We start from the raw sequence: 24,636 nt of genomic DNA, 5'->3' as shown, positions 1-24,636 counted from the left end.
GGAACTCCCGCATCACATTCCCGCGATCAGCTTCTCCACCCTGTCGTCCACCGAACGGAACGGGTCCTTGCACAACACCGTGCGCTGCGCCTGATCGTTGAGCTTCAGATGCACCCAGTCGACGGTGAAGTCCCGCCGCTGCTCCTGCGCCCGCCGGATGAAGTCTCCGCGCAGCCGCGCCCGAGTGGTCTGCGGAGGCACCGACTTGCCTTCGAAGATCTTCAAGTCGTTGCAGATCCGCGCGGCTTGCCCCTTCCTCTCCAGCAGGTAGTAGAGGCCACGACGGCGGTGGATGTCGTGGTAGGCGAGGTCTATCTGCGCGACCCGCGGATGCGACATCGTCATGTTGTGCTTCGCCCGGTACCGCTCGATGAGCTGGTACTTCATGACCCAGTCGATCTCGGTGCCGATCCGGTCCAGGTCCTCGGCCTCGATCGAGTCGAGCACACGGCCCCACAGCTCGAGCACCTGGTCGACGGTTCCGGTACGGATACCCCGGCGCTCGACGAAGTCCACGGCCTTCTCGTAGTACTCGCGCTGCACCTCCAGCGCGGAGGCCTCACGGCCGCTCGCCAGACGCACCTTGCGGCGGCCCGTGATGTCGTGACTGACCTCCCGGATCGCCCGAATGGGGTTCTCCAGCGTCAGGTCCCGCATGACCGTGCCCGCCTCGATCATGCGCAGCACGAGATCCGTGGCACCGACCTTGAGGAGCATCGTCGTCTCGGACATGTTCGAGTCGCCGACGATCACGTGCAGCCGGCGGTAGCGCTCGGCGTCCGCGTGCGGCTCGTCACGCGTGTTGATGATGGGCCGGGACCGCGTCGTCGCGGAACTGACGCCCTCCCAGATGTGCTCGGCCCGCTGGCTGACGCAGTACACGGCACCCCGCGGCGTCTGCAGCACCTTGCCCGCGCCGCACAGCAGCTGCCTCGTGACGAGGAACGGGATCAGGATGTCCGCAAGCCGCGAGAACTCCCCGTGCCGGGCCACCAGATAGTTCTCGTGGCATCCGTAGGAGTTGCCCGCCGAGTCGGTGTTGTTCTTGAACAGATAGACGTCGCCCGCGATCCCTTCCTCGTGCAGGCGTCGTTCGGCATCCACCAGGAGACCTTCGAGAATGCGCTCGCCGGCCTTGTCGTGGGTGACGAGCTCCGTCACGTTGTCACATTCGGGTGTCGCGTATTCCGGATGTGATCCCACGTCGAGATAAAGGCGGGCACCGTTCCGCAGAAAGACATTGCTGCTGCGGCCCCATGACACGACACGGCGGAAGAGGTACCGCGCCACCTCGTCGGGAGACAGCCGGCGCTGTCCCCTGAACGTACACGTGACGCCGTACTCGTTCTCCAGCCCGAAAATGCGGCGGTCCATGACTGAACATTACGCCCGATCCCCTGAGCTGAAACGGGGTTCGACGGCTCGGTTTGGATCATTTTCCGATGAAGCCGCAACAACCCCGCCCCTCCCGGCCGCCGCGAGGACCCGGCCCGTGGCCAGCAGAACCACCAGCGCGGCGGCACCCGCGACCCCCGGAACCGCGAAACCCCGGGCCGCCCCGCCCCACTCCACGACCGGCCCCGCGAGCCCCGTACCCACCGACGCACCCACCGTGAACGTCGTCACGAGCCACGAGAAGGCCTCGGTGACCGTACCGGCCGGCGCGTGCCGGTCCACCAGCACGAAGGCACACGCGATGCTCGGCGCCAGGAACACCCCCGCCAGCGTCGCCAGCGCCGTCATCGCGACCGGACCCGGGACCAGCACCAGCGGGACGTAACACACCGCCAGAAGCGCCACCAGCACCCGCAGTCGCCGCTCCGGCGCCCCGCCCCACCGGCGCGAACCGTAGACCACACCACCGAACAGCGCGCCCAGACCGATGCCCGCCATCAGCCACCCGTACACCGCGTCGCCGCCGTGCGCGTCCGCGTACGACACCGCCGCGACCGTGATCGAACCCAGCGCCATCCCGATGAACAGGAACGCCCCGAGCAGAGCGAGCAGCCCCGGCGAGCGCAGGGCACCCAGCCAGTGCGCCTCACGCGGAGCCGAACGCCACGCGCGCGAAGGCGGCGACAGGACCACCGAGAGCGCCCCGAGGACACCGACGACGGCGAGGATCAGCAGGGCGGCCTGCGCGGACCACAGCGCGACGCACAGCGTCACCAGCAACGGGCCGACGGTGAACATCACTTCCTGCGCCACCGCGTCCATCGCGTACGCCGTGTGCACCTGCTCCTCCTCGCCCAGCACCGAGGGCCACAGGGCCCGCAGCCCGCCCTCCAGAGGAGGCGTGAAGAGCCCGGCCACGATCATCGCGGCACACGCGAGCGCCACCGGCTCCGTCCCGGCCAGGGCGAAGACGGCCATGCCCAGGGCCGAGACCACCGCCGCCGGGAACTGCACCCGCGGCTGGCCGTGCAGGTCCACGAGCCGGCCGAGCAGCGGCTGCCCCACCGCGTTGGCCACCCCGTACACGGCCGCGAGCACGCCCGCCAGGCTGTACGTGCCGCCCTCGGCCCGCACGAACAGCACGACGGCGATGGCCGCGGTCGCGTTCGGCAGCCGCCCCACCAGCGTCCCCACCAGCAGTCTGGTGGCGTGCCTCGCCCTGAGGATCTCCAGGTATCCGGCGGCCATGGCCTGCCCTTCCAGCTAGTGCGCGACGCCCAAGTGTTACGTATAACGTCCTCCTCAATACGTACCATGTGCGCTGACCGCGAGTCCAGACGAAGGAGCAGGCCCACGGTGGCAAGAGGTAGCACGCGCCCCACCAGCCGGGACGTCGCCGAGGCCGCCGGGGTCTCCCAGGCAGCCGTCTCCCTCGTCCTCGGCGACAAATGGCGCGGCCGCGTCTCCCCCGCCACCGCCGAACGCGTCCGCGACGCCGCCCAGGAACTCGGCTACCGCCCCAACCTGGCCGCCCGCAACCTCCGCCTCGGCCGCACCCGCACCGTCCTCCTCGTCGTCCCCGCCCTCACCACCGAATTCTTCGCCGGCGTCTACACCGGAGCCGCCCGCGTAGCCGCACAGCACGGCTTCGGAGTCGTCCTCTACCCCTCCCCCGAGGGCATCGGCCCCGCCCGCGACCCCTTCGGCTCCGCCCAGGCCGCCCTCGACGGCGTCATCGCCTCCTCCATGGCCGCCGACGCCCTCACCGCCATCCGCGGCGACCAGCTCCCCCTCGTCATGCTCGACAGCGACCCCGCCGGCAGCCAGGGCGCCGCCACCGTCAACCTCGACATCCCCGACGGCGTCCGCCAGGTCACCGACCACCTCCTGGGCCTCGGCCACCGCCGCTTCCTGCACCTCGCCGCCGACATCCCCTCCTGGACCTTCGAGGTCCGCGCCCGCGAACTCGCCTCCTGCCTCGTCGAAGTCCCCGGAACCAGCCTCCGCGTCGCCCGCGCCCCCATCTCCTTCGAGGACGCCCTCGCCGCCACCCACGGCGCCCTCACCGCACCCGGCCCCCGCCCCACCGCCGTCATCTGTGACGACGACAAACTCGCCGCCGGCGCCTACAAGGCCGCACGCCGCCTCGGCCTGCGCATCCCCGAAGACATCTCCATCACCGGACTCGACGACCTCGCCCTCGCCCGCGCCCTCGACCCCGAACTCACCACCGTCCGCCTCGACGCCGAACGATTCGGCGAACAGGGCATGAAAGCCCTCCTCGCCGTCCTGGACGGCCGCACACCCCCGCAGGAGGACATCCCCGTCCACCTCGTCGTACGCGGCTCCACAGCCCCTCCAGGCGCCTGACACCCACCACCTGCCACCCGCCGTCAGGACCCGGACACACGGAAGGGGCCGCACCGGTCTGCACCGGAGCGGCCCCTTCCGTACGAACACCCGGCACACGGGCGCCCGGTCCAAGCCGAAACTCACTCGTCGTCGGCGTCCTCGGCCTCCGTCGCGGTCTCCGCGCCCCCGGCCTCCAGCAACCGGGACAGCTGACGGCCCACGATCCGCTTGAACTTCCGCTGCTGCGGCCGCGTCCGGTCCAGCACCGCCACCTCAAGACGCTCCGCCGGAATCTCCCGCTCACCGCCGTTCGGCTCCCGGGACAACGACTGGACGGCCAGCTTCAGCGCCTCGGCCAGCGACATGCCGTCCTGGTGCCGCGCGTCCAGATAACTGCTGATCTGCTCCGCGTTGCCACCGACGGCCACCGAACCGTGCTCGTCCACGATCGAACCGTCATGCGGCAACCGGTAGATCTGGTCACCGTCCGGAGTCTCGCCGACCTCCGCGACCACCAGCTCCACCTCGTACGGCTTCTCCGCCGCCGAAGAGAAGATCGTGCCCAGCGTCTGGGCGTACACGTTGGCCAGACCACGGGCCGTCACGTCGTCACGGTCGTACGTGTAGCCACGCAGGTCCGCGTAGCGCACACCGCCGATCCGCAGGTTCTCGTACTCGTTGTACTTACCGGCGGCCGCGAAGCCGATCCGGTCGTAGATCTCGCTGAACTTGTGCAGCGCACGGGACGGGTTCTCGCCGACGAACACGATGCCGTCGGCATACTGCAGCACGACCAGGCTGCGGCCACGCGCGATGCCCTTGCGGGCGTACTCCGCCCGGTCGGCCATCGCCTGCTGGGGTGAGACATAGAACGGCGTCGACACCGGCTATCCGTCCCTTTCTGTCGAAGTCACTGGATCACCTGGAAGAGAGACGGGCGTTCAGTACAGCGCGGCACGCGGGCCGTCGGGCTGCTGGAGCCGCGCCTCCAGGATCACGCGCGCGATCTCGGAGGACTCCTCGTCCGTGAGCCGGCGGAAACCGCTCTCGGTGATCACGGTGACGATCGGGTAGATCCGGCGCGCGACATCGGGACCACCGGTCGCCGAGTCGTCGTCGGCAGCGTCGTAGAGGGCCTGGATCACCAGCGTGGTGGCCTGGTCCTCCGTCAGATCCTTGGAGTACAGCTTCTTCATGGCGCCGCGCGCGAAGAGCGAGCCGGAGCCCGTGGCCGCGTAGCCGTGCTCCTCGGAACGGCCACCCGTCACGTCGTACGAGAAGATGCGGCCCCTGCCGCGGTCCACGTCGTAGCCCGCGAAGAGCGGCACCACGGCGAGACCCTGCATGGCCATGCCGAGGTTGGAACGGATCATCGTGGACAGGCGGTTCGCCTTGCCCTCCAGGGAGAGCTGCGCGCCCTCCACCTTCTCGAAGTGCTCCAGCTCCAGCTGGAACAGCTTCACCATCTCCACGGCCAGGCCCGCCGTGCCGGCGATGCCCACCGCCGAGTACTCGTCGGCCGGGAACACCTTCTCGATGTCGCGCTGGGCGATGACGTTGCCCATCGTGGCCCGCCGGTCACCGGCCAGGACGACTCCGCCCGGGAACGTCACGGCGACGATCGTCGTCCCGTGCGGGGCCTCGATCACGCCCTGGACGGGCGGCAGTTGCCGCTTGCCCGGGAGCATCTCCGGCTGGTGCTCGGAGAGGAAGTCCATGAAGGACGACGACCCGGGCGTCAGGAAGGCAGCCGGTAGACGCCCGGTGCTACGAGTGTTGGCTTCCACGCGTTTCCTTCCAGGTAGTCAGCAGCTCGGTATGCAGCTTCGGGGTCGTCCCTCAACAGACCGAGGCCTGAATTGCAGTTGAAGCACAGTACGCCTCGGACACTACCCGTCTTGTGGCAGTGATCCACCTGTGTGGCTGGTGCCGATAGGCAGATGCAACAGACGCCACCTTGGGAGGCGATCAACTCGTCACGTTCGGCCTCGGTAAGGCCGTACTTCCGCTTGAAGTGGCTGGCCCTGTTGCGCTGCGCACGGCATGGGCGGCAGTAACTCGCCCAACCGTCCGACGTGGAGTTGTTCCGCTCCCAGTCGGAATGAGGCTTCACTTCGCTGCACTGCGGGCACCGCTTGTGCCCCAGCGGGACAGAGACCTTCTCGCGCACCTTTTTACCCTTGGCCTCCTGGCGCTGCCGGTAGTACTCGGCTGAGCACTCCCGGCAGTACGCCTGGAGACCATCAGGCATGGACTTGTTGCTTGCGAACGCATCTCTCGGCAAGCCTTGCTTGCACCGCGAGCAGCGCCGCAACTCCAGCTCTTCGTTCACTCAGGGAGTCCCCAACTCCACCTTCGAATCGAAGGTGAAATCACTCTCCACCCTTCTGAACGAAGGATCGAACGAAGTCCTCGGCGTTCTCCTCGAGGACATCGTCAATTTCGTCAAGAACCGAGTCGACGTCGTCGCTCAGCTTTTCCTGGCGTTCCTTGAGGTCGTCGGTTGCCTGCGCGTCCTGCGACTGTTCCTCGACCTCCTCGGTGGAACGCGTCGCCTTCTGCTGTCCGCCGCCGGTGTCCTTGGTCGCCATAACCCTCACCCCGCTCGGTTCGACGTTCTTGATCAGACCCTACAAGCAGGGTCCGACATCGGCCCCGCAGTTGCCACAACGTACGGGGACCACCTCGATGATTCCCGTAACGCCGGGTATTCCACCCTGTCCGGCCCGTGCCGTCCGGGAGGAAGCTCAGTTGCCCGACAGGACCCTGACCAGGTCCTCCGCCGTCCGGCAGCGGTCCAGGAGCGCCTTGACGTGATTACGCGTTCCGCGAAGCGGCTCCAGGGTTGGGACGCGCTGGAGCGAGTCCCTGCCGGGCAGATCGAAGATCACCGAGTCCCAGGAGGCCGCCGCCACGTCGTCCGCGTACTGCTCCAGGCAGCGCCCGCGGAAATAGGCGCGGGTGTCCTCCGGCGGGGTCGTACGGGCCCGCTCGACCTCGTTCTCGTCCAGCAGGCGCTTCATCTTGCCCCGGGCCGCCAGACGGTTGTACAGGCCCTTGTCGGCCCGCACGTCGGCGTACTGGAGGTCGACCAGGTGCAGCCGGGCGGCGTCCCAGTCGAGGCCGTCACGACGCCGGTAGCCCTCCATGAGCTCCCGCTTGGCGACCCAGTCGAGCTCCCCGGAGAGGCTCATCGGGTCGTTCTCCAGGCGGTTCAGAGTGTCCTCCCAGCGCAGCAGGACGTCCTTGGTCTGCTCGTCGGCGTCGGCCCCGAAGCGCTCCTCCACGTACTTGCGGGAGAGCTCGAAGTACTCCATCTGCAGTTGGACCGCGGTGAGTGTGCGGCCGCTGCGGAGCGTGACCAGGCGCTTGAGGGTGGGGTCGTGGGAGACCTGGTGGAGGGTGCGTACGGGCTGGTCGACGGCCAGGTCGACGGCGATGAAGCCGTCCTCGATCATGGAGAGGACGAGGGCCGTCGTGCCGAGCTTGAGGTAGGTCGAGATCTCGGAGAGGTTGGCGTCTCCGATGATCACGTGCAGCCGGCGGTACTTCTCGGCGTCGGCGTGCGGTTCGTCGCGGGTGTTGATGATGGGGCGCTTGAGGGTGGTCTCGAGGCCGACCTCGACCTCGAAGTAGTCGGCGCGCTGGCTGAGCTGGAAGCCGTGCTCGTGCCCGTCCTGGCCGATGCCGACGCGGCCCGCTCCGGTGACGACCTGGCGTGAGACGAAGAACGGCGTGAGGTGGCGCACGATGTCCGAGAAGGGGGTCTCCCGCTTCATCAGGTAGTTCTCGTGCGTGCCGTAGGAGGCGCCCTTGTTGTCGGTGTTGTTCTTGTAGAGGTGGATCGGCTGGGCGCCGGGGAGCTGGGCGGCGCGCTCCGCGGCCTCGGCCATGATGCGCTCGCCGGCCTTGTCCCACAGGACCGCGTCCCGCGGGTTGGTGACTTCGGGGGAGCTGTATTCCGGGTGTGCGTGGTCGACGTACAGCCGTGCACCGTTGGTGAGGATGACATTGGCCAGGCCGATGTCCTCGTCGGTGAGCTGGCTGGAGTCGGCGGCCTCCCGGGCGAGGTCGAAGCCTCGCGCGTCCCGCAGCGGGTTCTCCTCCTCGAAGTCCCAGCGGGCGCGGCGCGCCCGGTGCATCGCCGCCGCGTAGGCGTTGACGATCTGGGACGAGGTGAGCATGGCATTGGCGTTGGGGTGACCGGGGACGGAGATCCCGTACTCCGTCTCGATGCCCATTACTCGCCGTACGGTCATGCGGCCCTCCTTGCCCGGCGGCGCCCTCGGTCGGGGGCGCTGCTCAAGTACCGCTGGCGCTCCGGTGCGTGTGCGGTGCCCGTCCCCGCACTGCGCGACTCGGCGGTACGAAAGAGCCTAGAACGCCTCTGCGCTGGTGGGGAGATCATTTGCGTCATTGCTGTGTTCCGGCCGTGACCGGAAAAGCAGGCGGCTGCGGATGCCCTGTGAAGGGCACCCGCAGCCGCCCTGTCTTTTACAGGTACTGACCGGTGTTGGCCACCGTGTCGATGGAGCGTCCGGTGTCCGCGCCCTGCTTTCCGGTGATGAGCGTACGGATATAGACGATCCGTTCGCCCTTCTTTCCGGAGATGCGGGCCCAGTCGTCGGGGTTGGTGGTGTTCGGCAGGTCCTCGTTCTCCTTGAACTCGTCCACGCAGGCCTGGAGGAGGTGGGAGACGCGGAGGCCCTTCTGGCTGTGTTCCAGGAAGTCCTTGATGGCCATCTTCTTGGCGCGGCCCACGATGTTCTCGATCATGGCGCCGGAATTGAAGTCCTTGAAGTAAAGGACTTCCTTGTCGCCGTTGGCGTAGGTGACCTCCAGGAAGCGGTTCTCCTCCGATTCGGCGTACATCTGCTCCACGGCTGTCTGGATCATGCCGTGGACCGTTGCCGCCTTGTCGCCGCCGTGCTCTCCGACGTCTTCGGAGTGCAGGGGGAGGCGTTCGGTGAGGTACTTCTGGAAGATGTCCTTGGCCGCTTCGGCGTCCGGGCGTTCGATCTTGATCTTCACGTCGAGCCGGCCGGGCCGCAGGATGGCGGGGTCGATCATGTCCTCGCGGTTGGAGGCGCCGATGACGACCACGTTCTGCAGGCCTTCCACGCCGTCGATCTCGGCGAGGAGCTGGGGGACGATGGTGTTCTCCACGTCCGAGCTGACGCCGGATCCGCGGGTGCGGAAGAGGGATTCCATCTCGTCGAAGAAGACGATGACGGGGGTGCCCTCGCTGGCCTTCTCCCGGGCACGCTGGAAGACGAGGCGGATCTGCCGCTCGGTCTCGCCGACGTACTTGTTCAGGAGCTCGGGGCCCTTGATGTTGAGGAAGAAGCTCTTGCCGGTGGCCTGGCCGGTCACTTCGGCGACCTTCTTGGCCAGTGAGTTGGCCACGGCCTTGGCGATGAGCGTCTTGCCGCATCCGGGGGGCCCGTAGAGCAGGACTCCCTTGGGGGGCCGCAGTTCGTGTTCCTTGAAGAGGTCGGGGTAGAGGTACGGGAGCTCGACCGCGTCGCGGATCATCTCGATCTGGCCGCCCAGACCGCCGATCTGCTCGTAGCCGATGTCCGGGACCTCTTCGAGGACGAGTTCCTCGACCTCGCTCTTGGGAACGATCTCGTAGACATAGCCGGAACGGGGTTCGAGGAGCAGGGCGTCTCCGGGACGGATATTGACGTCCAGGAGTGGTTCGGCGAGCCGTACCACCCGTTCCTCGTCGGTGTGTCCCTGGACGAGGGCGCGCTCGCCGTCCTCCAGGATCTCCTTGAGGGTGACGATGTCGCCGACGCTCTCGTACTCCATGGCCTCGACCACGTTGAGGGCTTCGTTGAGCATCACTTCCTGGCCGCGCCGGAGCTCGTCGAGCTCGACGCTGGGGCTGACGTTCACCCGGAGCTTGCGGCCCCCGGTGAAGATGTCGGCCGTGCCGTCCTCGTTCGCCGTGAGGAAGACACCGAAGCCGGCCGGCGGCTGCGCGAGCCGGTCGACTTCCTCCTTGAGGGCCACGATCTGGTCGCGGGCCTCACGGAGTGTGTTCGCCAGTCGTTCGTTCTGTGCGGACACGCCTGCCAGGTTGGTCTGCAACTCGACGATCCGCTCTTCGAGAATCCTCGTGTGTCGCGGAGAGTCGGCGAGCTTGCGTCGCAGGACGGCGATCTCCTGCTCAAGGTAGGCAATCTGCCCGGCGGGGTCATCGGACCCTCGTCCCGGGCGGATGCCGCGGTTCATGTCGTCGTCGTGGGCTGCCACGGTCCTCACCTCCTCCAAGGGGAGCTGGACGCTTCCAGACCCTACCTGGGTGGGTGTCGATTGAAACCCCTAGATCACAAAGACTGTCGGGGTGTGTCCGATCTTCACCCTTGCGCTCTCCCTCACGCCAGGGGAATACCCACCGAACATGATTGGGAAGCGGGCGGAGGTAGGGTCGAAGTGTTCAACACCCGTCAGAGCTGGCCCGATTCCCCAGTCTTCGGTTCGCTCGACGCAGAAAACGGCAGGAGAAATGACCGTGCAGCAGGAGGCCGGAGTCGGCGGCGAGGCGCTTGAGGTCTGGATCGACCAGGATCTCTGTACGGGCGACGGGATCTGTGTCCAGTACGCGCCCGAGGTCTTTGAGCTGGACATTGACGGTCTGGCGTACGTGAAGAGCCCGGAGGACGAGCTCCTGCAGGCCGTGGGGGCCACAACGCCCGTGCCCCTGCCGCTTCTGAGCGATGTGGTGGACTCGGCGAAGGAGTGTCCGGGCGACTGCATCCATGTGCGTCGCGTTTCGGACAAGGTCGAAGTCTTCGGTCCCGACGCGGAGTGACCGTCCGGGCACCGGGCGTCACGATGTGACCGGTTCCTCACACCCTCCGCGGCGCGGAGGGTGTCGTCTTTTGTTCGGGTGTTGCGCCGGGGGCGCGCTCAGGCGCCGCGCGCTTCGGACGGCGTGGAGCGGATGAACGCGCCGTTCTTCCACTGCCACTTGGCGTTCTCCCTCAGGTCCGGGCAGCAACTCGGTACGTCGGCCGAGGAATAGCCGAGGAGCGTGGCGGTGACGGCTCCGTCGCGCAGCGCGAAGTCCGTGACGCTGAGGCGGTCCTTGGGATCGATCAGGGTCGCGACGACCCTGGGTTCCTTGGCGCCCTCGGCCTGGGTCAGGACGTAGACGCCGCTGGGCGGGGTGCCCGAGCCGGCGTCGCAGCGTACGACGGCCACGGTCTCGGGGCGGCCGTCACCGTCCAGGTCGCCGGAGGCCTTCTTCTCGACGAGGACCTTGGCGGGGCCGCAGACGATCGGGAAGTCCACGCCGGTGGGGTCGGGGGCGGTCGCGGGGGCCGCCGCCGGTTTGGGGTCGGTGCCGTGCTGGGCCGCCCTCGCCGGATCCGGCTGGACGAGGGAGGACAGGGCCACGACTCCGGCGATGGCGGTGGCCGTGGCGACCCACTGGAGGGGACTGGTCTGTGTATGTGCCAGTTCCGGGACAACGGATTGCTGCACTGGGGGTGTCTCCCGCGAGGGCTGTGCCGGTGGGGTGGGTGTCCCGCATGGTGCCACACGTCACAGCCTGGTGGAACGGCGGGGTCCGGACTTGTGAAGAGTTCCGGCGCGGTTCCGGTCCGGGTTCTCGCCCGGCCCCGGCACAGCCCTGGCACGGCCACGGTCGGGCCGTCGAAGGACCCAGGGCCCAGCCCCCGGCCGGGGCGCCGGAACACCCGCGGCCCGGCCCCGGCCGGAATTCCGGAACACCTGCGGACGCGTCCCCGTCTCAGGCCGTGGCGGCCTCTCCCCCGCGCCACCGGACCGACCTGCGCGCACCTGCCCGGAGGTCCGGACCGGCCTGCGCGGCCACCTGCCCGCAAGGACCGGGCCGGGCCCACGACGGCTCGGCCCGGCCCGCGGCCCCGTACCGAAGGACTGTCGCGAGCCCACTCGGGCGGACCCGGCCCCACGGGCTCTGGCCGAGGCGTCGTGGGCCCGGCCCCCTCTGGGGCGGACCTCATCGCGGACTGCGGCGAGCCGTCCGGCGGGTGCCCTGGTGGCGTTCGCCGCCGGGGCGAGGGGTTCTGGTGGCGCGTCAACGGAAAAGCGCTGTGGCCGAGTTCCCGGAGGGTTCCGGGAACTCGGCCACAGGTGCGGTGCGTTGGGTGCGTCAGCGGCCGGTGCCGCCGTCGGCGTTCGGGCCGGCGTAGTCCTCGCCGTACGCGCCCTTGGCGGGGCGGCGGCGGCGCATGGGCGGCTCGACGCCGTCCGCGAGGCGGCGGGCGGTGAGCAGGAACCCGGTGTGGCCGATCATGCGGTGGTCCGGGCGGACGGCCAGGCCCTCGATGTGCCAGTTGCGGATCATCGATTCCCAGGCGGTCGGCTCGTTGAAGCAGCCGATCTCGCGGATCGACTCGACGGTCCGCGCGAGCTGGGTGGTCGTCGCCACGTAGCAGCAGAGGATGCCGCCGGGGACGAGCGCCTTGGAGACGGCCTCCAGGCACTCCCAGGGGGCGAGCATGTCGAGGATGACCCGGTCGACGTCGGTGTCGCTCAGGTTGTCCTGGAGGTCGCCGACGGTGAGCTGCCAGGCGGGGTGGGGGCCGCCGAAGTAGCGCTCCACGTTCTGCTGGGCGATCTCGGCGAAGTCCTCGCGGCGCTCGTAGGAGTGCAGCATGCCCTGGTCGCCGATGGCACGGAGCAGGAAGCTGCTCAGCGAGCCGGAGCCGACTCCCGCTTCCACGACGCGGGCGCCGGGGAAGATGTCGGCGAAGGCCAGGATCTGCCCCGCGTCCTTGGGGTAGACCACGGCGGCGCCGCGGGGCATGGACAGGACGTAGTCGGGGAGCAGGGGGCGCAGCGCGAGGTAGGCGACGTTTCCCGTGGTGCGGACAACGCTGCCCTCGGGAGCGCCGATCAGCTCGTCGTGGGGGAAGGAACCCTTGTGGGTGTGGAAGTTCTTCCCGGCCTCGAGCGTGAACGTGTAGTGGCGGCCCTTGGGGTCGGTCAGCTGAACCTGGTCCCCGACCTTGAAGGGCCCGCGCCTGCGGGCGGCACCGGTCGGTTCGGACATGTGAACAGCCTACCGGTCGTTGGCGGGGCCGCCGACCACGGTCAGGAGGGGCGGGCCATGGCTTTGACGAAGGCGCGTTCCACGTCGGCGGCGGAGAGGACGCCGTAGATCTCGCCGGAGTCCTCGACGACGAGGTACTCGGTGGCGGGGCTGGCGCGCAGGGCGTCGAGGAGGTCTTCGCCGGCGAGTTCGGCGGAGACGCGCATGCCGTCGGTGAGGTCCTGGGCGAGGCCGCTGACGGCGACCCAGGGGCGGCGGTGTTCGGGTACTCCGACGATGGCGGCTTCGCGGACGAGGGAGAGGGGTTCGCCGTCGGCGTCGACGACGACGAGGGCGCGGGCGCCGACGTCGTTGGCGCGGCGGAGTGCTTCGGAGAGGGGGGTGGTGCTCTCGACGGGGACGGCGCGGCGGGTGAGGGAGCGGGCGCGCAGTTCGGGGAGGTGTTCGCGCAGGCGGGCCATGCGGAGGCTGTTTCCGGCGCCGGTCCAGATGATCGCCGCGAGGATGGCGGCGAGGAGGGCGTCGGTGATGGTGTCCATGCTGCCGGCGTTCTCGGGGGCGTTGCCGAGTGCCTCGGACTGGGTGAGGAGGGGCAGCCCGATGAGGACGGAGACGGCGAGGGCGCGGCCGACCCAGGCGGCGGCGACGGTGCCGCTCATGGCCCTGCCGGTGATCTTCCAGACGACGGCGCGGAGCATGCGGCCGCCGTCGAGGGGGAGGCCGGGGAGCAGGTTGAAGGCGGCCACGATGAGGTTGGAGACCATGAGGCCGGCCAGGAGGACGCCGGGGACGGTGCCGGGCTCGACGGGGAGCATGGCGAGGTAGAAGACGCCGGAGAGGACGAGGGAGAGGAGGGGGCCGACGAAGGCGAGGACGAATTCGCGGCCGGGTGTCTCGGCTTCCTTCTCGATCTCGGAGACGCCGCCGAAGAACTGGAGCTGGATGCGGCGGACGGGGAGTTTGAAGCGGAGGGCGGCGACGGTGTGGGCGAGTTCGTGGACGAGGACGGAGGCGTAGAAGGCGACGGCGAAGAAGAGGGAGACGAGGTAGCGGGCGGCGCCGAGGTCGGGCAGGACGCGGTCGAGCTGGCCGCCGAAGACCCAGGTGATCAGGGCGGCGACGAGGAACCAGCTGGGGGCGACGTACACGGGTACGCCGAAGGGGCGGCCCATGAGGAGTCCGCCGCCGGGTTCCCTGGGGCGGCGCGGGGGGCGTCCCTTGGCGGTGCCGGTGCGGGCGGGGGTGCGCCGGCCCTGGCCCGGGCCGCCGGACGGGCGGGAGGGCTCGAAGGGGTCGGAGGGCCCGGTGGTCTCCGTGGTCTCTGTGGTCTCGGAGCGTTGGTGGGGGCCGGCGGGGTCCGAGGACCCGGTGCTCCCGGCGGCCGTGGGAGGCTCGGGGGGGCCGGAGGGCTTGGAAGGCTCGGAGACCCCGGACGGCTCGGAGGGACCGGAGGACGCGGCGGGCCCGGACGGCTCAGAAGGGCCGCGGGATGCCGCGAGCCCGGACGGCTCGGAGGGGCCGGAGGGTGCGGCGGGTCCGGACGGCTCGGAAGGGCTGGAGGGTGCGGCAGGCTCGGACGGCTCGGACGGCTCGGAGGGGCCGGAGGGTGCGGCAGGCTCGGACGGCTCGGAGAGGCCGGGGGATGCGGCGGGTCCGGAGGGGTCCGGGATCGGCTCGGCGGTGTCGGCGGGCTCGCCGTGGGGCGCGGTTTCGTCGGTGTGCCGGGTGGAGGCGTGTTCGGGGGCCGTGGGCTGCGGCCCGGTGGTCTCGGGGCCTGCCGGTCCGGGGCGCGCGTCCGGGGCGGGACCGGTGGAGGCCGACGGCCTCGCGTGGTGCTCGGTCGCCTCGCCGGTGCCGGACCGCGGCTGCCCGCTCCCGCCGCTCTCGTCCACGATGTCCCCTCGTTCGAAGCGTCCCCCGCCCCCCGGTTCATGCGGGGCGGGAGGGTCTGGGGTCGATGGTATGCGGCGGTCGCGGTGCGTTCCGCCCCGGCACCCCTTCTGTTTTCGTGCCGTGGTGCCCGCCGGGACCGGTTCGCTGTCGGTGGCGGGCCTTATGGTCTGTGTCATGGAAACAAGCACCGAGGGCGCCGTGCCCGAAGAAGCGGCCGCGGCCGGCGGAGCCGTCGCCGGCGTTCCGGCTCCGGCTCCGGTGGTGGCGCGTGCTCCCGCCTCGCTGTCGCCCTCGCGTGCCAGTGACTTCATGCAGTGTCCGTTGCTGTACCGGTTCCGGGTGATCGACAAGCTGCCGGAGAAGCCGAGTGAGGCGGCGACGCGGGGGACCTTGGTCCACGCGGTTCTGGAGCGGCTGTTCGACGCTCCGGCCGTGGACCGGACGGCGCCGCGTGCCAAGTCGTTGATCCCGGCGCAGTGGGACCGGCTGCGGGAGACGAAGCCGGAGGTCGTGGAGCTGTTCGCGGACGATCCGGAGGGCGAGCGGCTGGCGCGCTGGTTGTCGGAGGCCGAGCGGCTGGTGGAGCGCTGGTTCACGCTGGAGGATCCGACGCGGCTGGAGCCGGCGGAGCGCGAGCTGTTCGTGGAGGCGCGGCTGGATTCCGGGCTGACGCTGCGCGGGATCATCGACCGGGTGGATGTGGCTCCGTCGGGCGAGGTCCGGATCGTGGACTACAAGACGGGGAAGGCGCCGCGGCCGGAGTACGCGGAGGGCGCGCTGTTCCAGATGAAGTTCTACGCGCTGGTGGTGTGGCGGTTGAAGCGGGTGGTTCCGCGCCGTCTCCAGCTCGTGTATCTGGGCAGTGGTGACGTGCTGACGTACGACCCGGAGATCGGGGATCTGGAGCGGGTCGAGCGCAAGCTGCTGGCGCTGTGGGACGCGATCCGGGAGGCGACGGAGACGGGCGTGTGGCGGCCGCGTCCCACGAAGCTGTGCGGCTGGTGCGATCACCAGGCGGTGTGTCCGGAATTCGGTGGTACTCCCCCGGCATATCCGCTCCCGGTCAGGGCGCCCGGGTCGGGCGCCGGGGAGCAGGGCAGAATGGGGCCGGACTAGCGAAGGAGACTTACGTGGCCATCCGCGTCCTACTGGTCGACGACCAGCCGCTGCTGCGCACCGGCTTCCGGATGATTCTGGAGGCGGAGCCGGATCTCGCGGTCGTCGGCGAGGCCGGTGACGGTCTCCAGGCACTCGATCAGGTGCGTGCTCTGCAGCCCGATGTGGTTCTGATGGACATCCGTATGCCGCGGATGGACGGTGTGGAGGCGACGCGGCAGATCACGGGTCCTGGCCGGGACGGTCCGGCGAAGGTTCTGGTGCTGACGACGTTCGACCTCGACGAGTACGTGGTGGAGGCGCTGCGGGCGGGTGCGAGCGGTTTCCTGCTCAAGGACGCTCCGGCGAACGAGCTGGTGCAGGCGATCCGGGTGGTCGCGGCGGGCGAGGCGATGCTCGCGCCGAGCATCACGCGTCGGCTGCTGGACAAGTACGCGGGTCATCTGCCGTCGGGGGACGAGCCGGTTCCGGACACGTTGCACACGTTGACCGACCGTGAGGTCGAGGTGCTGAAGCTGGTGGCGCGTGGTCTGTCGAACGCGGAGATCGCGGCGGATCTGTTCGTCAGTGAGACCACGGTCAAGACGCATGTGGGGCATGTGCTGACGAAGCTGGGGCTGCGCGACCGGGTGCAGGCCGCGGTGTACGCGTACGAGAGCGGGTTGGTGCGTCCCGGGGCGCAGTAGTGGCGGTGCCGGTCCGTCCGGGCGGCCTGAGAGGGCGCCCGTTCCTGAGGGGAACGGGCGCCCTTTCGTGTGCGACGGCCGTGGCCGGCGTTCGGCCGGGTGCTGTTGCGTCCCGAGGCGTTCCGTCCCATGGTGTTCCGTCCCGAGGCGTTCCGTCCCGGGGCGTTCCGTGCCGAGGCGTACCGTCCCGTGCTGTTCCGTCCCCTGGTGTTCCTGGGGTGGGCGTCCTGCCGGGGAAACCGAAAGACCCGGGACCGTGGGGTCCCGGGTCGGATCCGGGGCCTGGTGGTCCCGGGTCGGTCGGCGTCGTTACTCGCTGACGCCGCGGCTCAGCTCCCAGAGCTGGAGCGTGGAGGAGGAGTTGAGCGCCCACTCCGAGCCGGTGATGTCGTCACGCGCGGCGATGTACTGCTTGCCCTGCCAGAGCGGGATCAGCGGGACGTCGTCGGCGACGATGTCCTGCATGGTCGTGAGCGCCTTGGAGGAGGTGCGGTCGGCCTCACGCCGGGAGGCGGGGATCAGGTTCTTGATGATCTCGGGGTTCGAGTAGGGCGACTTGAGGAAGTTGTCCTTGTCGAGGAACGGCGCCAGGTAGTTGTCGGCGTCGGGGAAGTCGGGGAACCAGCCCATGCCCCAGACGTCGTACTTGCCGGCGCGCTCGGCGGGGACGAACTTGTCCCAGGTGGTGCCCTGGACGCTGACGTTGAAGAGGCCGCTCTTGTTGAGCTGGTCCTTCAGGACCCCGAACTCCTTCGCGGTGACCGCGCCGTAGTGGTCGGTCGTGTAGTGAAGGGTGAGCTTGACCGGGGTGGTGATGCCGGCCTTGGTGAGGATGGCCTGGGCCTTGGTCGCGCTCGGGTCGCCGTACTTGTTGATGAACGCGTTGGCGTGGCCGGAGATGGTCGCGGGGACCATCGAGTAGAGCGGCTCGGCCTGCGAACCGTAGACCTTGGAGACGAGTTCACCGCGGTTGATGATCTGCGCCATGGCCTGGCGGACGGCCGTCGACTTCACCGAGGCGGCGTTCGTGTTGAAGGCCAGGTAGCGGATTTCCAGGCCGGGCATCTCGTTCAGGTTGATGTTGCCGCCCGACGCGTTGTCCAGCTTGTTGATCTGGTCCGGCGACATGGAGCGCGTCATCAGGTCGATGTCGCCGCTCTCGAGGGCCGCGCCCATGGTGTCGGCGTCCGTGAAGGAACGCATCTCGACCTTGGAGTTCTTGACCTTCAGCTGTCCCTTGTAGTGGGAGTTCTTCGTGAAGACGGCCTTGACGACGGTGTCGTCCTTGACCTCGGTCTCCACGGTGTACGGCCCGGAACCGTCGACCGAGAAGCCGTCGCGCAGCTTGTTCTTCTCGTAGTCGTTCGGGTTCACGATGCCGGCGACCGGGGTCGACAGCTTGAAGGGGAAGGTCGCGTCGGCGCTGTTGAGGTGGAAGATCACCTCGCGGTCGCCGCGGGTCTCCACGGTGTCGATGGTGGAGAGCAGGGCGAAGACGCCGGAGTCGGCCTTGATGGCCCTCGCGCGGTCTATGGAGAACTTGACGTCCTTCGCGGTGATCGGGTCACCGTTGGAGAACTCCAGGCCCTCGCGCAGCGTGCAGGCGTAGCGCTCGTTGCCGCTGTCGGTGAATCCGCACTTCTCGGCGGCCTCGGGCTGCGGTTCACCGTCACCACGCGGCTGCACCATCAGCGTCTGCACGGTCTGACGGAGCACGTTCCAGGTGCCGACGTCGTAGGCGTACGCCGGGTCGAAGGGCGCCGGGGCCTCCTTCGACGCGGTGAACTGGTCCGTGGTACCGACAACGATGGCATCGCCGCTGTCGCCCCCGCTGGCGGACCCGCCGCACGCGGCGAGCACTGGGGCGAGCAGGCCGACCACGGCCGGCAGCACCAAAGTCTTGCGGTTCATGCTCGTGTTTCTCCAGAGCTGTAGGTTCCGCGAACCGGCATGCAGGGGTGGCGCGGCTCGGTCACGGGGATACGGCGATGTTCTCGCGATGACATTAGTCCGCACCACAAGGTCGGCCGGTCTGGATGGGAGCGGTCTTCCGCTCACGCTGCGAAACCGGGCGTGGACGCACCGATAACCCGACACGGGAAGGATTAGTGCAGGGTTTCATCAATCGGGACACAAGGGCACACCGGAGCTTCACGAATGGGCGATGCGGGCACAGGTCGGTCCCGCTGTCGACCCTCCGTCACGTGGCGAACGTCACACTGCAAAATTGATTGAGGCGTACCGGAATTCGTCGATCCGCCCCGTTATGCATTCCGTCGGCCCCTCGCCCGCGCTTACCACACGAATCGGTCCCGGCTTTCCAGGGCATTCGGGCCCGCACCCTGAGTGACGCCGTGATCCACGGACGGTGATCAGTCAGTTCCCGTTTGTCATCAGACGATGCAAAAAGGGCAGGTCGACCTCTTCGAGGGAATTCACGACGGTGCGGCGGGCGGCCGGAGCGATGGGCGCGACGGAGGGCACGGCGACCACCTGGCAGCCCGCAGCCTCGGCGGAGGCGACACCGGTCGAGGTGTCCTCGATGACGGCGCAGCGTGCCGGTTCGGCGCCGAGCCGGGAGGCGGCGAGGAGGTAGGGGTCGGGGAACGGCTTGGTCCGTTCCACCTCGTCGCCCGCGACGGTCAGGGCGAAGAAGTGGGAACCGATCGCGCCGAGGACGCGGTCGATGATCCGGCGGTGCGAGGCGGAGACGAGGGCGGTGGGGATCTCGTGCGCGGCGAGTTCGGCGAGCAGTCTGGCGGCGCCCGGCATCAGCGGCAGCGAGTGGCCGATGCGCTCCTCGAAACCGTCGTTGAGCAGCACGGACAGTTCGGGGAGGGTGATGTCGGCGCCGGTGGCCTCGATGAGGAATCCCGCGCTGCGGGTCATGGGGCCGCCGACCACCACATGGCGCCAGGACTCGTCCAGCGCGTGCCCGAGGGCCGCGAAGACCGCGACCTCCACGTCCCACCAGAACCCCTCGGTGTCCACCAGGGTTCCGTCCATGTCGAGGAGCACGGCCTGCAGGGCTGAGCCTTCGGCCGTACGGGTTCCGAGCGCGGGGACCGTACTGGTCATCCTGGCGCACCTCCTTGAGGGACGATCAGGCCGGTCGCTCCCTGTACGCCAGGGGACAACCGGCCTGCGATGGACCGACCAGTGTACGACTTATCCGATCAGTGTGCGTCGCGGTGCGTCCCGCGGCGCGTCGGAGTGGTCACCGTGCGTTGAAGTACTTGGCCTCCGGGTGGTGGATGACGATCGCGTCGGTCGACTGTTCGGGGTGGAGCTGGAACTCCTCGGAGAGATGGACGCCGATGCGCTCGGGCTCCAGGAGCTGCGCGATCTTGGCGCGGTCCTCGAGGTTCGGGCAGGCGCCGTAGCCGAGGGAGAAGCGGGCGCCGCGGTACTTGAGGGCGAACATGTCGCCGATCTCGGAGGGGTCCTCGCCCGCGAAGCCCAGCTCGGAGCGCACGCGCGCGTGCCAGTACTCGGCGAGGGCTTCGGCGAGCTGGACGGACAGGCCGTGCAGTTCGAGGTAGTCGCGGTAGGCGTTGGCCTCGAAGAGCTTGGCGGTCTCCTCGCCGATACGGGAGCCGACGGTGACGACCTGGAGTCCGACGACGTCGGTCTCTCCCGATTCCTCGGGGCGGAAGAAGTCGGCGAGGCAGAGCCGGCGGCCGCGGCTCTGGCGGGGGAAGGTGAAGCGGGTCCGCTCGTTGCCCTGGTCGTCGAGGATGATCAGGTCGTCGTCCTTGGAGACGCACGGGAAGTAGCCGTAGACGACGGCGGCTTCGAGCAGGTTGTCGCGCTGGAGCCGGTCGAGCAGTCCGCGCAGTCGCGGCCGGCCCTCGGTCTCGACGAGTTCGTCGTAGGTGGGGCCGTCGCCGGCGCGGGCCTGCTTGAGACCCCACTGGCCCTTGAACAGGGCGCCTTCGTCCAGCCAGGAGGCGTACTCCTTGAGCTGGATGCCCTTGATCACGCGGGTGCCGGTGAAGGGGGCCTCGGGCACGGGGTTGTCCGTGGAGACGTCGGAGCGGACGTGTCCCTCCTGCGGGCGCTCCTCGACCTCGGCGGTCGCGGTGGCGCGCACCCGGCGCTGCTTGAGTTCGGGCAGGACGGCGCCGGGCACGCCGCGCTTGACGCCGATGAGGGCGTCCATGAGGCGCAGGCCCTCGAAGGCGTCGCGGGCGTAGCGGACCTCGCCCTGGTAGATCTCGTGAAGGTCCTGTTCGACGTAGGCCCTGGTCAGGGCCGCGCCACCGAGGATGACGGGGTAGTCGGCGGCCAGGCCCCGCTGGTTCAGCTCCTCCAGGTTCTCCTTCATGATCACCGTGGACTTGACCAGGAGTCCCGACATGCCGATGACGTCGGCCTTGTGTTCCTCGGCGGCGTCCAGGATCGCGGAGACGGGCTGCTTGATGCCGAGGTTGACGACGTTGTAGCCGTTGTTGGACAGGATGATGTCGACGAGGTTCTTGCCGATGTCGTGGACGTCGCCGCGGACGGTGGCCAGGACGATGGTGCCCTTGCCCTCGGCGTCCGACTTCTCCATGTGGGGTTCGAGGTAGGCGACGGCCGACTTCATGACCTCGGCGGACTGCAGGACGAAGGGGAGCTGCATCTGGCCGGAGCCGAAGAGTTCGCCGACGACCTTCATGCCGTCGAGCAGGGTCTCGTTGACGATGTCGAGGGCGGGGCGGTCCTGGAGGGCGTCGGCGAGGTCGGCTTCGAGGCCGTTCTTCTCGCCGTCGATGATCCGCCGCTTGAGGCGCTCCTCCAGCGGGAGGGCGGCCAGTTCCTCGGCCTTGCCGGCCTTCAGGGACTTGGTGGTGGCGCCCTCGAACAGGGCCATGAGCTTCTGGAGCGGGTCGTAGCCCTCGGCCCTGCGGTCGTGGATGAGGTCGAGGGCGGTGGTGACCTCCTCCTCGCTGAAGCGGGCGATCGGCAGGATCTTGGAGGCGTGCACGATCGCCGAGTCCAGGCCGGCCTTGACGCATTCGTCGAGGAAGACCGAGTTGAGCAGGATGCGGGCGGCGGGGTTGAGGCCGAAGGAGATGTTGGACAGGCCGAGGGTGGTCTGGACGTCGGGGCGGCGGCGCTTGAGCTCGCGGATCGCCTCGATCGTCGCGATGCCGTCCCCCCGGGACTCCTCCTGGCCCGTACAGATCGTGAAGGTCAGGCAGTCGATGAGGATGTCGGACTCGTGGATGCCCCAGTTCGTCGTGAGGTCCTCGATGAGCCGTTCGGCGATGGCGACCTTGGTCTCGACGGTGCGGGCCTGGCCCTCCTCGTCGATGGTCAGCGCGATGAGCGCGGCGCCGTGCTCCTGCGCGAGCCGGGTGACCTTCGCGAACCGCGACTCGGGGCCGTCGCCGTCCTCGTAGTTGACGGAGTTGATGACCGCGCGGCCGCCCAGGCGCTCCAGTCCGGCGCGGATGACCTCGACCTCGGTGGAGTCGAGCACGATGGGCAGGGTGGAGGCGGTGGCGAAGCGGCCGGCCAGTTCGTCCATGTCGGCGACGCCGTCGCGGCCGACGTAGTCGACGCACAGGTCGAGCATGTGCGCGCCCTCGCGGATCTGGTCGCGGGCCATCTCGACGCAGTCGTCCCAGCGGGCCTCCAGCATGGCCTCGCGGAACTTCTTGGAGCCGTTGGCGTTGGTGCGCTCGCCGATCGCCATGTAGGCGGTGTCCTGGCGGAAGGAGACGGTCTGGTATAGGGAGGCGGCGCCGGGCTCGGGGCGCGGACTGCGCTCGACGGGCGTGAGGCCGTTCACGCGCTCCACGACCTGGCGCAGGTGCTCCGGGGTCGTGCCGCAGCAGCCGCCGACGAGGGACAGGCCGTAGTCCCGTACGAAGTTCTCCTGGGCGTCGGCGAGTCCCTCGGCGTCGAGCGGGAAGTGGGCGCCGTTCTTCGTCAGGACGGGCAGGCCGGCGTTGGGCATGCACAGCAGGGGGATGCGGGAGTGCCGGGTGAGGTAGCGCAGGTGCTCGCTCATCTCGGCGGGGCCGGTCGAGCAGTTCAGGCCGATCATGTCGATGCCGAGCGGTTCCAGCGCGGTCAGCGCGGCGCCGATCTCGGAACCGAGCAGCATGGTGCCGGTGGTCTCGAAGGCCATCGAGACGAGCAGCGGCACCCGGACGCCGGTCGCCTCCATGGCGCGGTGCGCGCCGAGGACGGAGGACTTCGTCTGGAGCAGGTCCTGGGTGGTCTCGACGATCAGCGCGTCGGCGCCGCCGGCGAGCAGGCCCTCGGCGTTGGCCTGGAAGCCGTCGCGCAGGGTGCCGTAGGAGACGTGGCCGAGGGTGGGCAGCTTGGTGCCGGGGCCGATCGAGCCCAGCACCCAGCGCTGGCGGCCGTCGCGGGCGCCGAAGGAGTCGGCGACCTCGCGGGCGATGCGGGCACCGGCCTCGGAGAGTTCGTACACGCGATCCGCGATGTCGTACTCGGCCATCGCGGAGTGGTTCGCACCGAAGGTGTTCGTCTCGACGCAGTCGACGCCGACCTCGAAGTACGCCTCGTGGACGGAGCGCACGATGTCGGGGCGGGTGATGTTGAGGATCTCGTTGCAGCCTTCGAGGTTCTCGAAGTCCTCGAGCGTCGGGTCCTGCGCCTGAAGCATCGTGCCCATCGCGCCGTCGGCCACCACGACACGGGTGGCGAGCGCTTCTCGGAGTGCGTCGGTTCGCTTCCGGCCCTCGGAGAGACCGGACGAAAGGGACGGGTTCGGCAACGAGGCCATGAAGGAGCTCCCTGGAGTGCGACGGCTGTCGGCTTTGCGCTTCCCATGGAAGGCGCACGCCGTCAGGGTAGCCCGGAGCACCGTCGATCAGGCATGGGCGTCCACGAGGCGGACGGACGTGGCGTGGGTGAAGACGGTGTGGAGACGGACGGAACGCGGGGCGACCACCCGTTGGCGGGAGCTCGGCGACGACCGGTAGTGTTCGACATTGCCGAACGGCAGCGGGTGGTCGCGCCGACGGTCGAAGGGGACGGAGGCAGCACGGCGATGGCACGGAACATCCAGTCGCTCGAACGGGCAGCGGCGATGCTGCGGCTGCTCGCGGGCGGCGAGCGGCAGCTCGGCCTGTCCGACATCGCCTCCTCGCTGGGCCTGGCCAAGGGTACGGCCCACGGCATCCTGCGCACCCTCCAGCAGGAGGGGTTCGTGGAGCAGGACTCGGTCTCCGGGCGCTATCAGCTCGGTGCCGAACTGCTGCGGCTGGGCACCACCTATCTCGACGTGCACGAACTGCGGGCGCGCGCCCTGGTGTGGACCGACGACCTGGCCCGCTCCAGCGGCGAGAGCGTCTACCTGGGCGTGCTGCACCAGCAGGGCGTCCTGATCGTGCACCACGTCTTCCGGCCCGACGACAGCCGGCAGGTCCTGGAGGTGGGGGCGATGCAGCCGCTGCACTCCACGGCCCTGGGCAAGGTGCTGTCCGCGTACGACCCGGTGGCGCACAGCGAGGTCCTGGAGGTCGAGCGCAAGGCGTTCACCCCGCGGACGGTCAGCGAGCTGGACGACTTCGAGGGTGTTCTCGACCTGACCCGCGCGCGGGGGTTCGCGGACGACGTCGAGGAGACGTGGACGGGGGTCGCCTCGGTCGCCGCGCCGATCCACAACCGGCGGCGCATGCCGGTCGGCGCGGTGGGCATCACGGGGGCCGTGGAGCGGGTCTGCAAGGACGGGGAACTGCGTCCGGAGCTGATCGCCGCGGTACGCGACTGCGCCCGCGCGGTGTCGCGCGACCTGGGCGCGGGGCGGTTCTGACGCGAACGGTGTTCGTGGGGCCGTACCGGCGCGTACACCGTCCGCCGGGCGGTCCGGCCGTGCGCGCCCATGGGTGGCGGCTCCGGCGCGTACACCGTCCGCCGGGCCGTTCCGCCGTGCGCGCCCATGGGTGGCGGCCCTGACGCGTACGCCGTCCGCCGGGCCGTTCCGCCGTGCGCGCCCATGGGTGGCGGCCCTGACGCGTACGCCGTCCGCCGGGCCGTTCCGCTGTGCGCCCCCGTAGCCGGCGGCCCTGACGCGTACAGCGTTCGACGGGGTTTTTCACACACCTCCCTCCCGGTTCCGTCCGGGGTGAGGTCCGGGGTCCGCAGGGATCGAGGCCGGGAAGCGGAATGCTTCCCGGCCTC

General features: G+C 69.3%; 19 protein-coding genes. 5 read left to right on the top strand and 14 right to left on the bottom strand.

Annotated elements, in window-relative coordinates:
* Window positions 1-12 precede the first annotated feature (12 nt).
* Window positions 13-1,374 (bottom strand): Pup--protein ligase, encoded by a 1,362-nt coding sequence (gene pafA / locus ACFYYF_RS21300; protein ID WP_355769317.1) that lies wholly within the window; start codon window positions 1,372-1,374, stop codon window positions 13-15.
* A gap of 9 nt (window positions 1,375-1,383) precedes the next feature.
* On the bottom strand, window positions 1,384-2,643 hold the full coding sequence (locus tag ACFYYF_RS21295) for an MFS transporter (protein WP_388777891.1): 1,260 nt from the start codon (window positions 2,641-2,643) through the stop codon (window positions 1,384-1,386).
* A 108-nt stretch (window positions 2,644-2,751) separates the two neighbouring features.
* On the opposite strand from ACFYYF_RS21295, the gene ACFYYF_RS21290 reads away from it, so the two are divergent.
* A complete protein-coding gene (locus tag ACFYYF_RS21290; RefSeq protein WP_361679531.1) occupies window positions 2,752-3,765 on the top strand; it encodes a LacI family DNA-binding transcriptional regulator in 1,014 nt (337 codons plus the stop codon).
* A gap of 122 nt (window positions 3,766-3,887) precedes the next feature.
* Here the strand turns inward: ACFYYF_RS21290 and prcA are convergent, their stop codons facing one another.
* The 6 genes from prcA to arc form a co-directional block, all read right to left on the bottom strand.
* Window positions 3,888-4,631 (bottom strand): proteasome subunit alpha, encoded by a 744-nt coding sequence (gene prcA, locus ACFYYF_RS21285; RefSeq protein WP_361679533.1) that lies wholly within the window; start codon window positions 4,629-4,631, stop codon window positions 3,888-3,890.
* 57 nt (window positions 4,632-4,688) lie between these two features.
* Complete coding sequence (gene prcB, locus ACFYYF_RS21280; protein WP_387711311.1) at window positions 4,689-5,534, bottom strand: proteasome subunit beta; 846 nt, start codon at window positions 5,532-5,534, stop codon at window positions 4,689-4,691.
* A complete protein-coding gene (locus ACFYYF_RS21275) occupies window positions 5,486-5,998 on the bottom strand; it encodes an endonuclease VII domain-containing protein (RefSeq protein ID WP_388778416.1) in 513 nt (170 codons plus the stop codon). The genes prcB and ACFYYF_RS21275 overlap by 49 nt, the downstream gene beginning before the upstream one ends.
* 121 nt (window positions 5,999-6,119) lie before the next feature.
* A complete protein-coding gene (locus ACFYYF_RS21270; RefSeq protein ID WP_261702927.1) occupies window positions 6,120-6,338 on the bottom strand; it encodes a ubiquitin-like protein Pup in 219 nt (72 codons plus the stop codon).
* A gap of 156 nt (window positions 6,339-6,494) precedes the next feature.
* On the bottom strand, window positions 6,495-8,006 hold the full coding sequence (dop, locus tag ACFYYF_RS21265) for a depupylase/deamidase Dop (RefSeq protein WP_388777885.1): 1,512 nt from the start codon (window positions 8,004-8,006) through the stop codon (window positions 6,495-6,497).
* Window positions 8,007-8,241: 235 nt separating this feature from the next.
* Complete coding sequence (gene arc, locus ACFYYF_RS21260) at window positions 8,242-10,008, bottom strand: proteasome ATPase (protein ID WP_361679543.1); 1,767 nt, start codon at window positions 10,006-10,008, stop codon at window positions 8,242-8,244.
* A gap of 253 nt (window positions 10,009-10,261) precedes the next feature.
* Between arc and ACFYYF_RS21255 the strand changes: the two genes are divergently transcribed.
* Window positions 10,262-10,567 (top strand): ferredoxin, encoded by a 306-nt coding sequence (locus ACFYYF_RS21255; protein ID WP_361679546.1) that lies wholly within the window; start codon window positions 10,262-10,264, stop codon window positions 10,565-10,567.
* Between the two features lie 98 nt (window positions 10,568-10,665).
* On the opposite strand, the gene ACFYYF_RS21250 is transcribed toward ACFYYF_RS21255, so the two are convergent.
* From ACFYYF_RS21250 to ACFYYF_RS21240, 3 genes are all read right to left on the bottom strand, one after another.
* Window positions 10,666-11,241 carry a hypothetical protein gene (locus tag ACFYYF_RS21250; RefSeq protein WP_388777882.1) on the bottom strand — a complete coding sequence of 192 codons (576 nt, stop codon included), beginning with the start codon at window positions 11,239-11,241 and terminating at the stop codon, window positions 10,666-10,668.
* A 652-nt stretch (window positions 11,242-11,893) separates the two neighbouring features.
* Window positions 11,894-12,796, bottom strand: coding sequence for a tRNA (adenine-N1)-methyltransferase (locus ACFYYF_RS21245; protein ID WP_361679552.1), 903 nt, complete (start codon window positions 12,794-12,796; stop codon window positions 11,894-11,896).
* A gap of 41 nt (window positions 12,797-12,837) precedes the next feature.
* Window positions 12,838-14,688, bottom strand: coding sequence for a site-2 protease family protein (locus tag ACFYYF_RS21240; RefSeq protein WP_388777879.1), 1,851 nt, complete (start codon window positions 14,686-14,688; stop codon window positions 12,838-12,840).
* A 175-nt stretch (window positions 14,689-14,863) separates the two neighbouring features.
* On the opposite strand from ACFYYF_RS21240, the gene ACFYYF_RS21235 reads away from it, so the two are divergent.
* Window positions 14,864-15,805, top strand: a complete 942-nt coding sequence (locus ACFYYF_RS21235) for a RecB family exonuclease (RefSeq protein WP_388777876.1) — start codon at window positions 14,864-14,866, stop codon at window positions 15,803-15,805.
* A gap of 14 nt (window positions 15,806-15,819) precedes the next feature.
* Window positions 15,820-16,491, top strand: a complete 672-nt coding sequence (locus tag ACFYYF_RS21230) for a response regulator transcription factor (protein WP_037628456.1) — start codon at window positions 15,820-15,822, stop codon at window positions 16,489-16,491.
* A gap of 309 nt (window positions 16,492-16,800) precedes the next feature.
* On the opposite strand, the gene ACFYYF_RS21225 is transcribed toward ACFYYF_RS21230, so the two are convergent.
* From ACFYYF_RS21225 to metH, 3 genes are all read right to left on the bottom strand, one after another.
* Complete coding sequence (locus ACFYYF_RS21225) at window positions 16,801-18,402, bottom strand: ABC transporter substrate-binding protein (protein WP_388777872.1); 1,602 nt, start codon at window positions 18,400-18,402, stop codon at window positions 16,801-16,803.
* Between the two features lie 465 nt (window positions 18,403-18,867).
* Entirely contained in the window at window positions 18,868-19,569 is a 702-nt protein-coding gene (locus ACFYYF_RS21220) for an HAD family phosphatase (RefSeq protein ID WP_361679564.1), read from the bottom strand.
* 139 nt (window positions 19,570-19,708) lie between these two features.
* A complete protein-coding gene (metH, locus tag ACFYYF_RS21215; RefSeq protein WP_388777870.1) occupies window positions 19,709-23,236 on the bottom strand; it encodes a methionine synthase in 3,528 nt (1,175 codons plus the stop codon).
* Window positions 23,237-23,503: 267 nt separating this feature from the next.
* On the opposite strand from metH, the gene ACFYYF_RS21210 reads away from it, so the two are divergent.
* The gene (locus ACFYYF_RS21210) at window positions 23,504-24,268 is read left to right on the top strand and encodes an IclR family transcriptional regulator (RefSeq protein WP_361679570.1); all 765 of its coding nucleotides are present in this window, start codon (window positions 23,504-23,506) and stop codon (window positions 24,266-24,268) included.
* Window positions 24,269-24,636: the final 368 nt, after the last annotated feature.

Source organism: Streptomyces sp. NPDC001914, assembly GCF_042891215.1.
GTDB lineage: Bacteria > Actinomycetota > Actinomycetes > Streptomycetales > Streptomycetaceae > Streptomyces.
Note: the sequence above shows the minus strand (reverse complement) of the source record. Positions and strands in the feature narration are given on the sequence as shown.

Coding starts and splice junctions, on each gene's coding strand:
- dop (WP_388777885.1), bottom strand. CDS start 8,006: ATGACCGTACGGCGAGTAATGGGCATCGAGACGGAGTACGGGATCTCC.
- ACFYYF_RS21255 (WP_361679546.1), top strand. CDS start 10,262: ATGACCGTGCAGCAGGAGGCCGGAGTCGGCGGCGAGGCGCTTGAGGTC.
- ACFYYF_RS21225 (WP_388777872.1), bottom strand. CDS start 18,402: ATGAACCGCAAGACTTTGGTGCTGCCGGCCGTGGTCGGCCTGCTCGCC.
- ACFYYF_RS21275 (WP_388778416.1), bottom strand. CDS start 5,998: ATGCCTGATGGTCTCCAGGCGTACTGCCGGGAGTGCTCAGCCGAGTAC.
- ACFYYF_RS21270 (WP_261702927.1), bottom strand. CDS start 6,338: ATGGCGACCAAGGACACCGGCGGCGGACAGCAGAAGGCGACGCGTTCC.
- ACFYYF_RS21245 (WP_361679552.1), bottom strand. CDS start 12,796: ATGTCCGAACCGACCGGTGCCGCCCGCAGGCGCGGGCCCTTCAAGGTC.
- ACFYYF_RS21210 (WP_361679570.1), top strand. CDS start 23,504: ATGGCACGGAACATCCAGTCGCTCGAACGGGCAGCGGCGATGCTGCGG.
- ACFYYF_RS21295 (WP_388777891.1), bottom strand. CDS start 2,643: ATGGCCGCCGGATACCTGGAGATCCTCAGGGCGAGGCACGCCACCAGA.
- ACFYYF_RS21220 (WP_361679564.1), bottom strand. CDS start 19,569: ATGACCAGTACGGTCCCCGCGCTCGGAACCCGTACGGCCGAAGGCTCA.
- metH (WP_388777870.1), bottom strand. CDS start 23,236: ATGGCCTCGTTGCCGAACCCGTCCCTTTCGTCCGGTCTCTCCGAGGGC.
- ACFYYF_RS21235 (WP_388777876.1), top strand. CDS start 14,864: ATGGAAACAAGCACCGAGGGCGCCGTGCCCGAAGAAGCGGCCGCGGCC.
- pafA (WP_355769317.1), bottom strand. CDS start 1,374: ATGGACCGCCGCATTTTCGGGCTGGAGAACGAGTACGGCGTCACGTGT.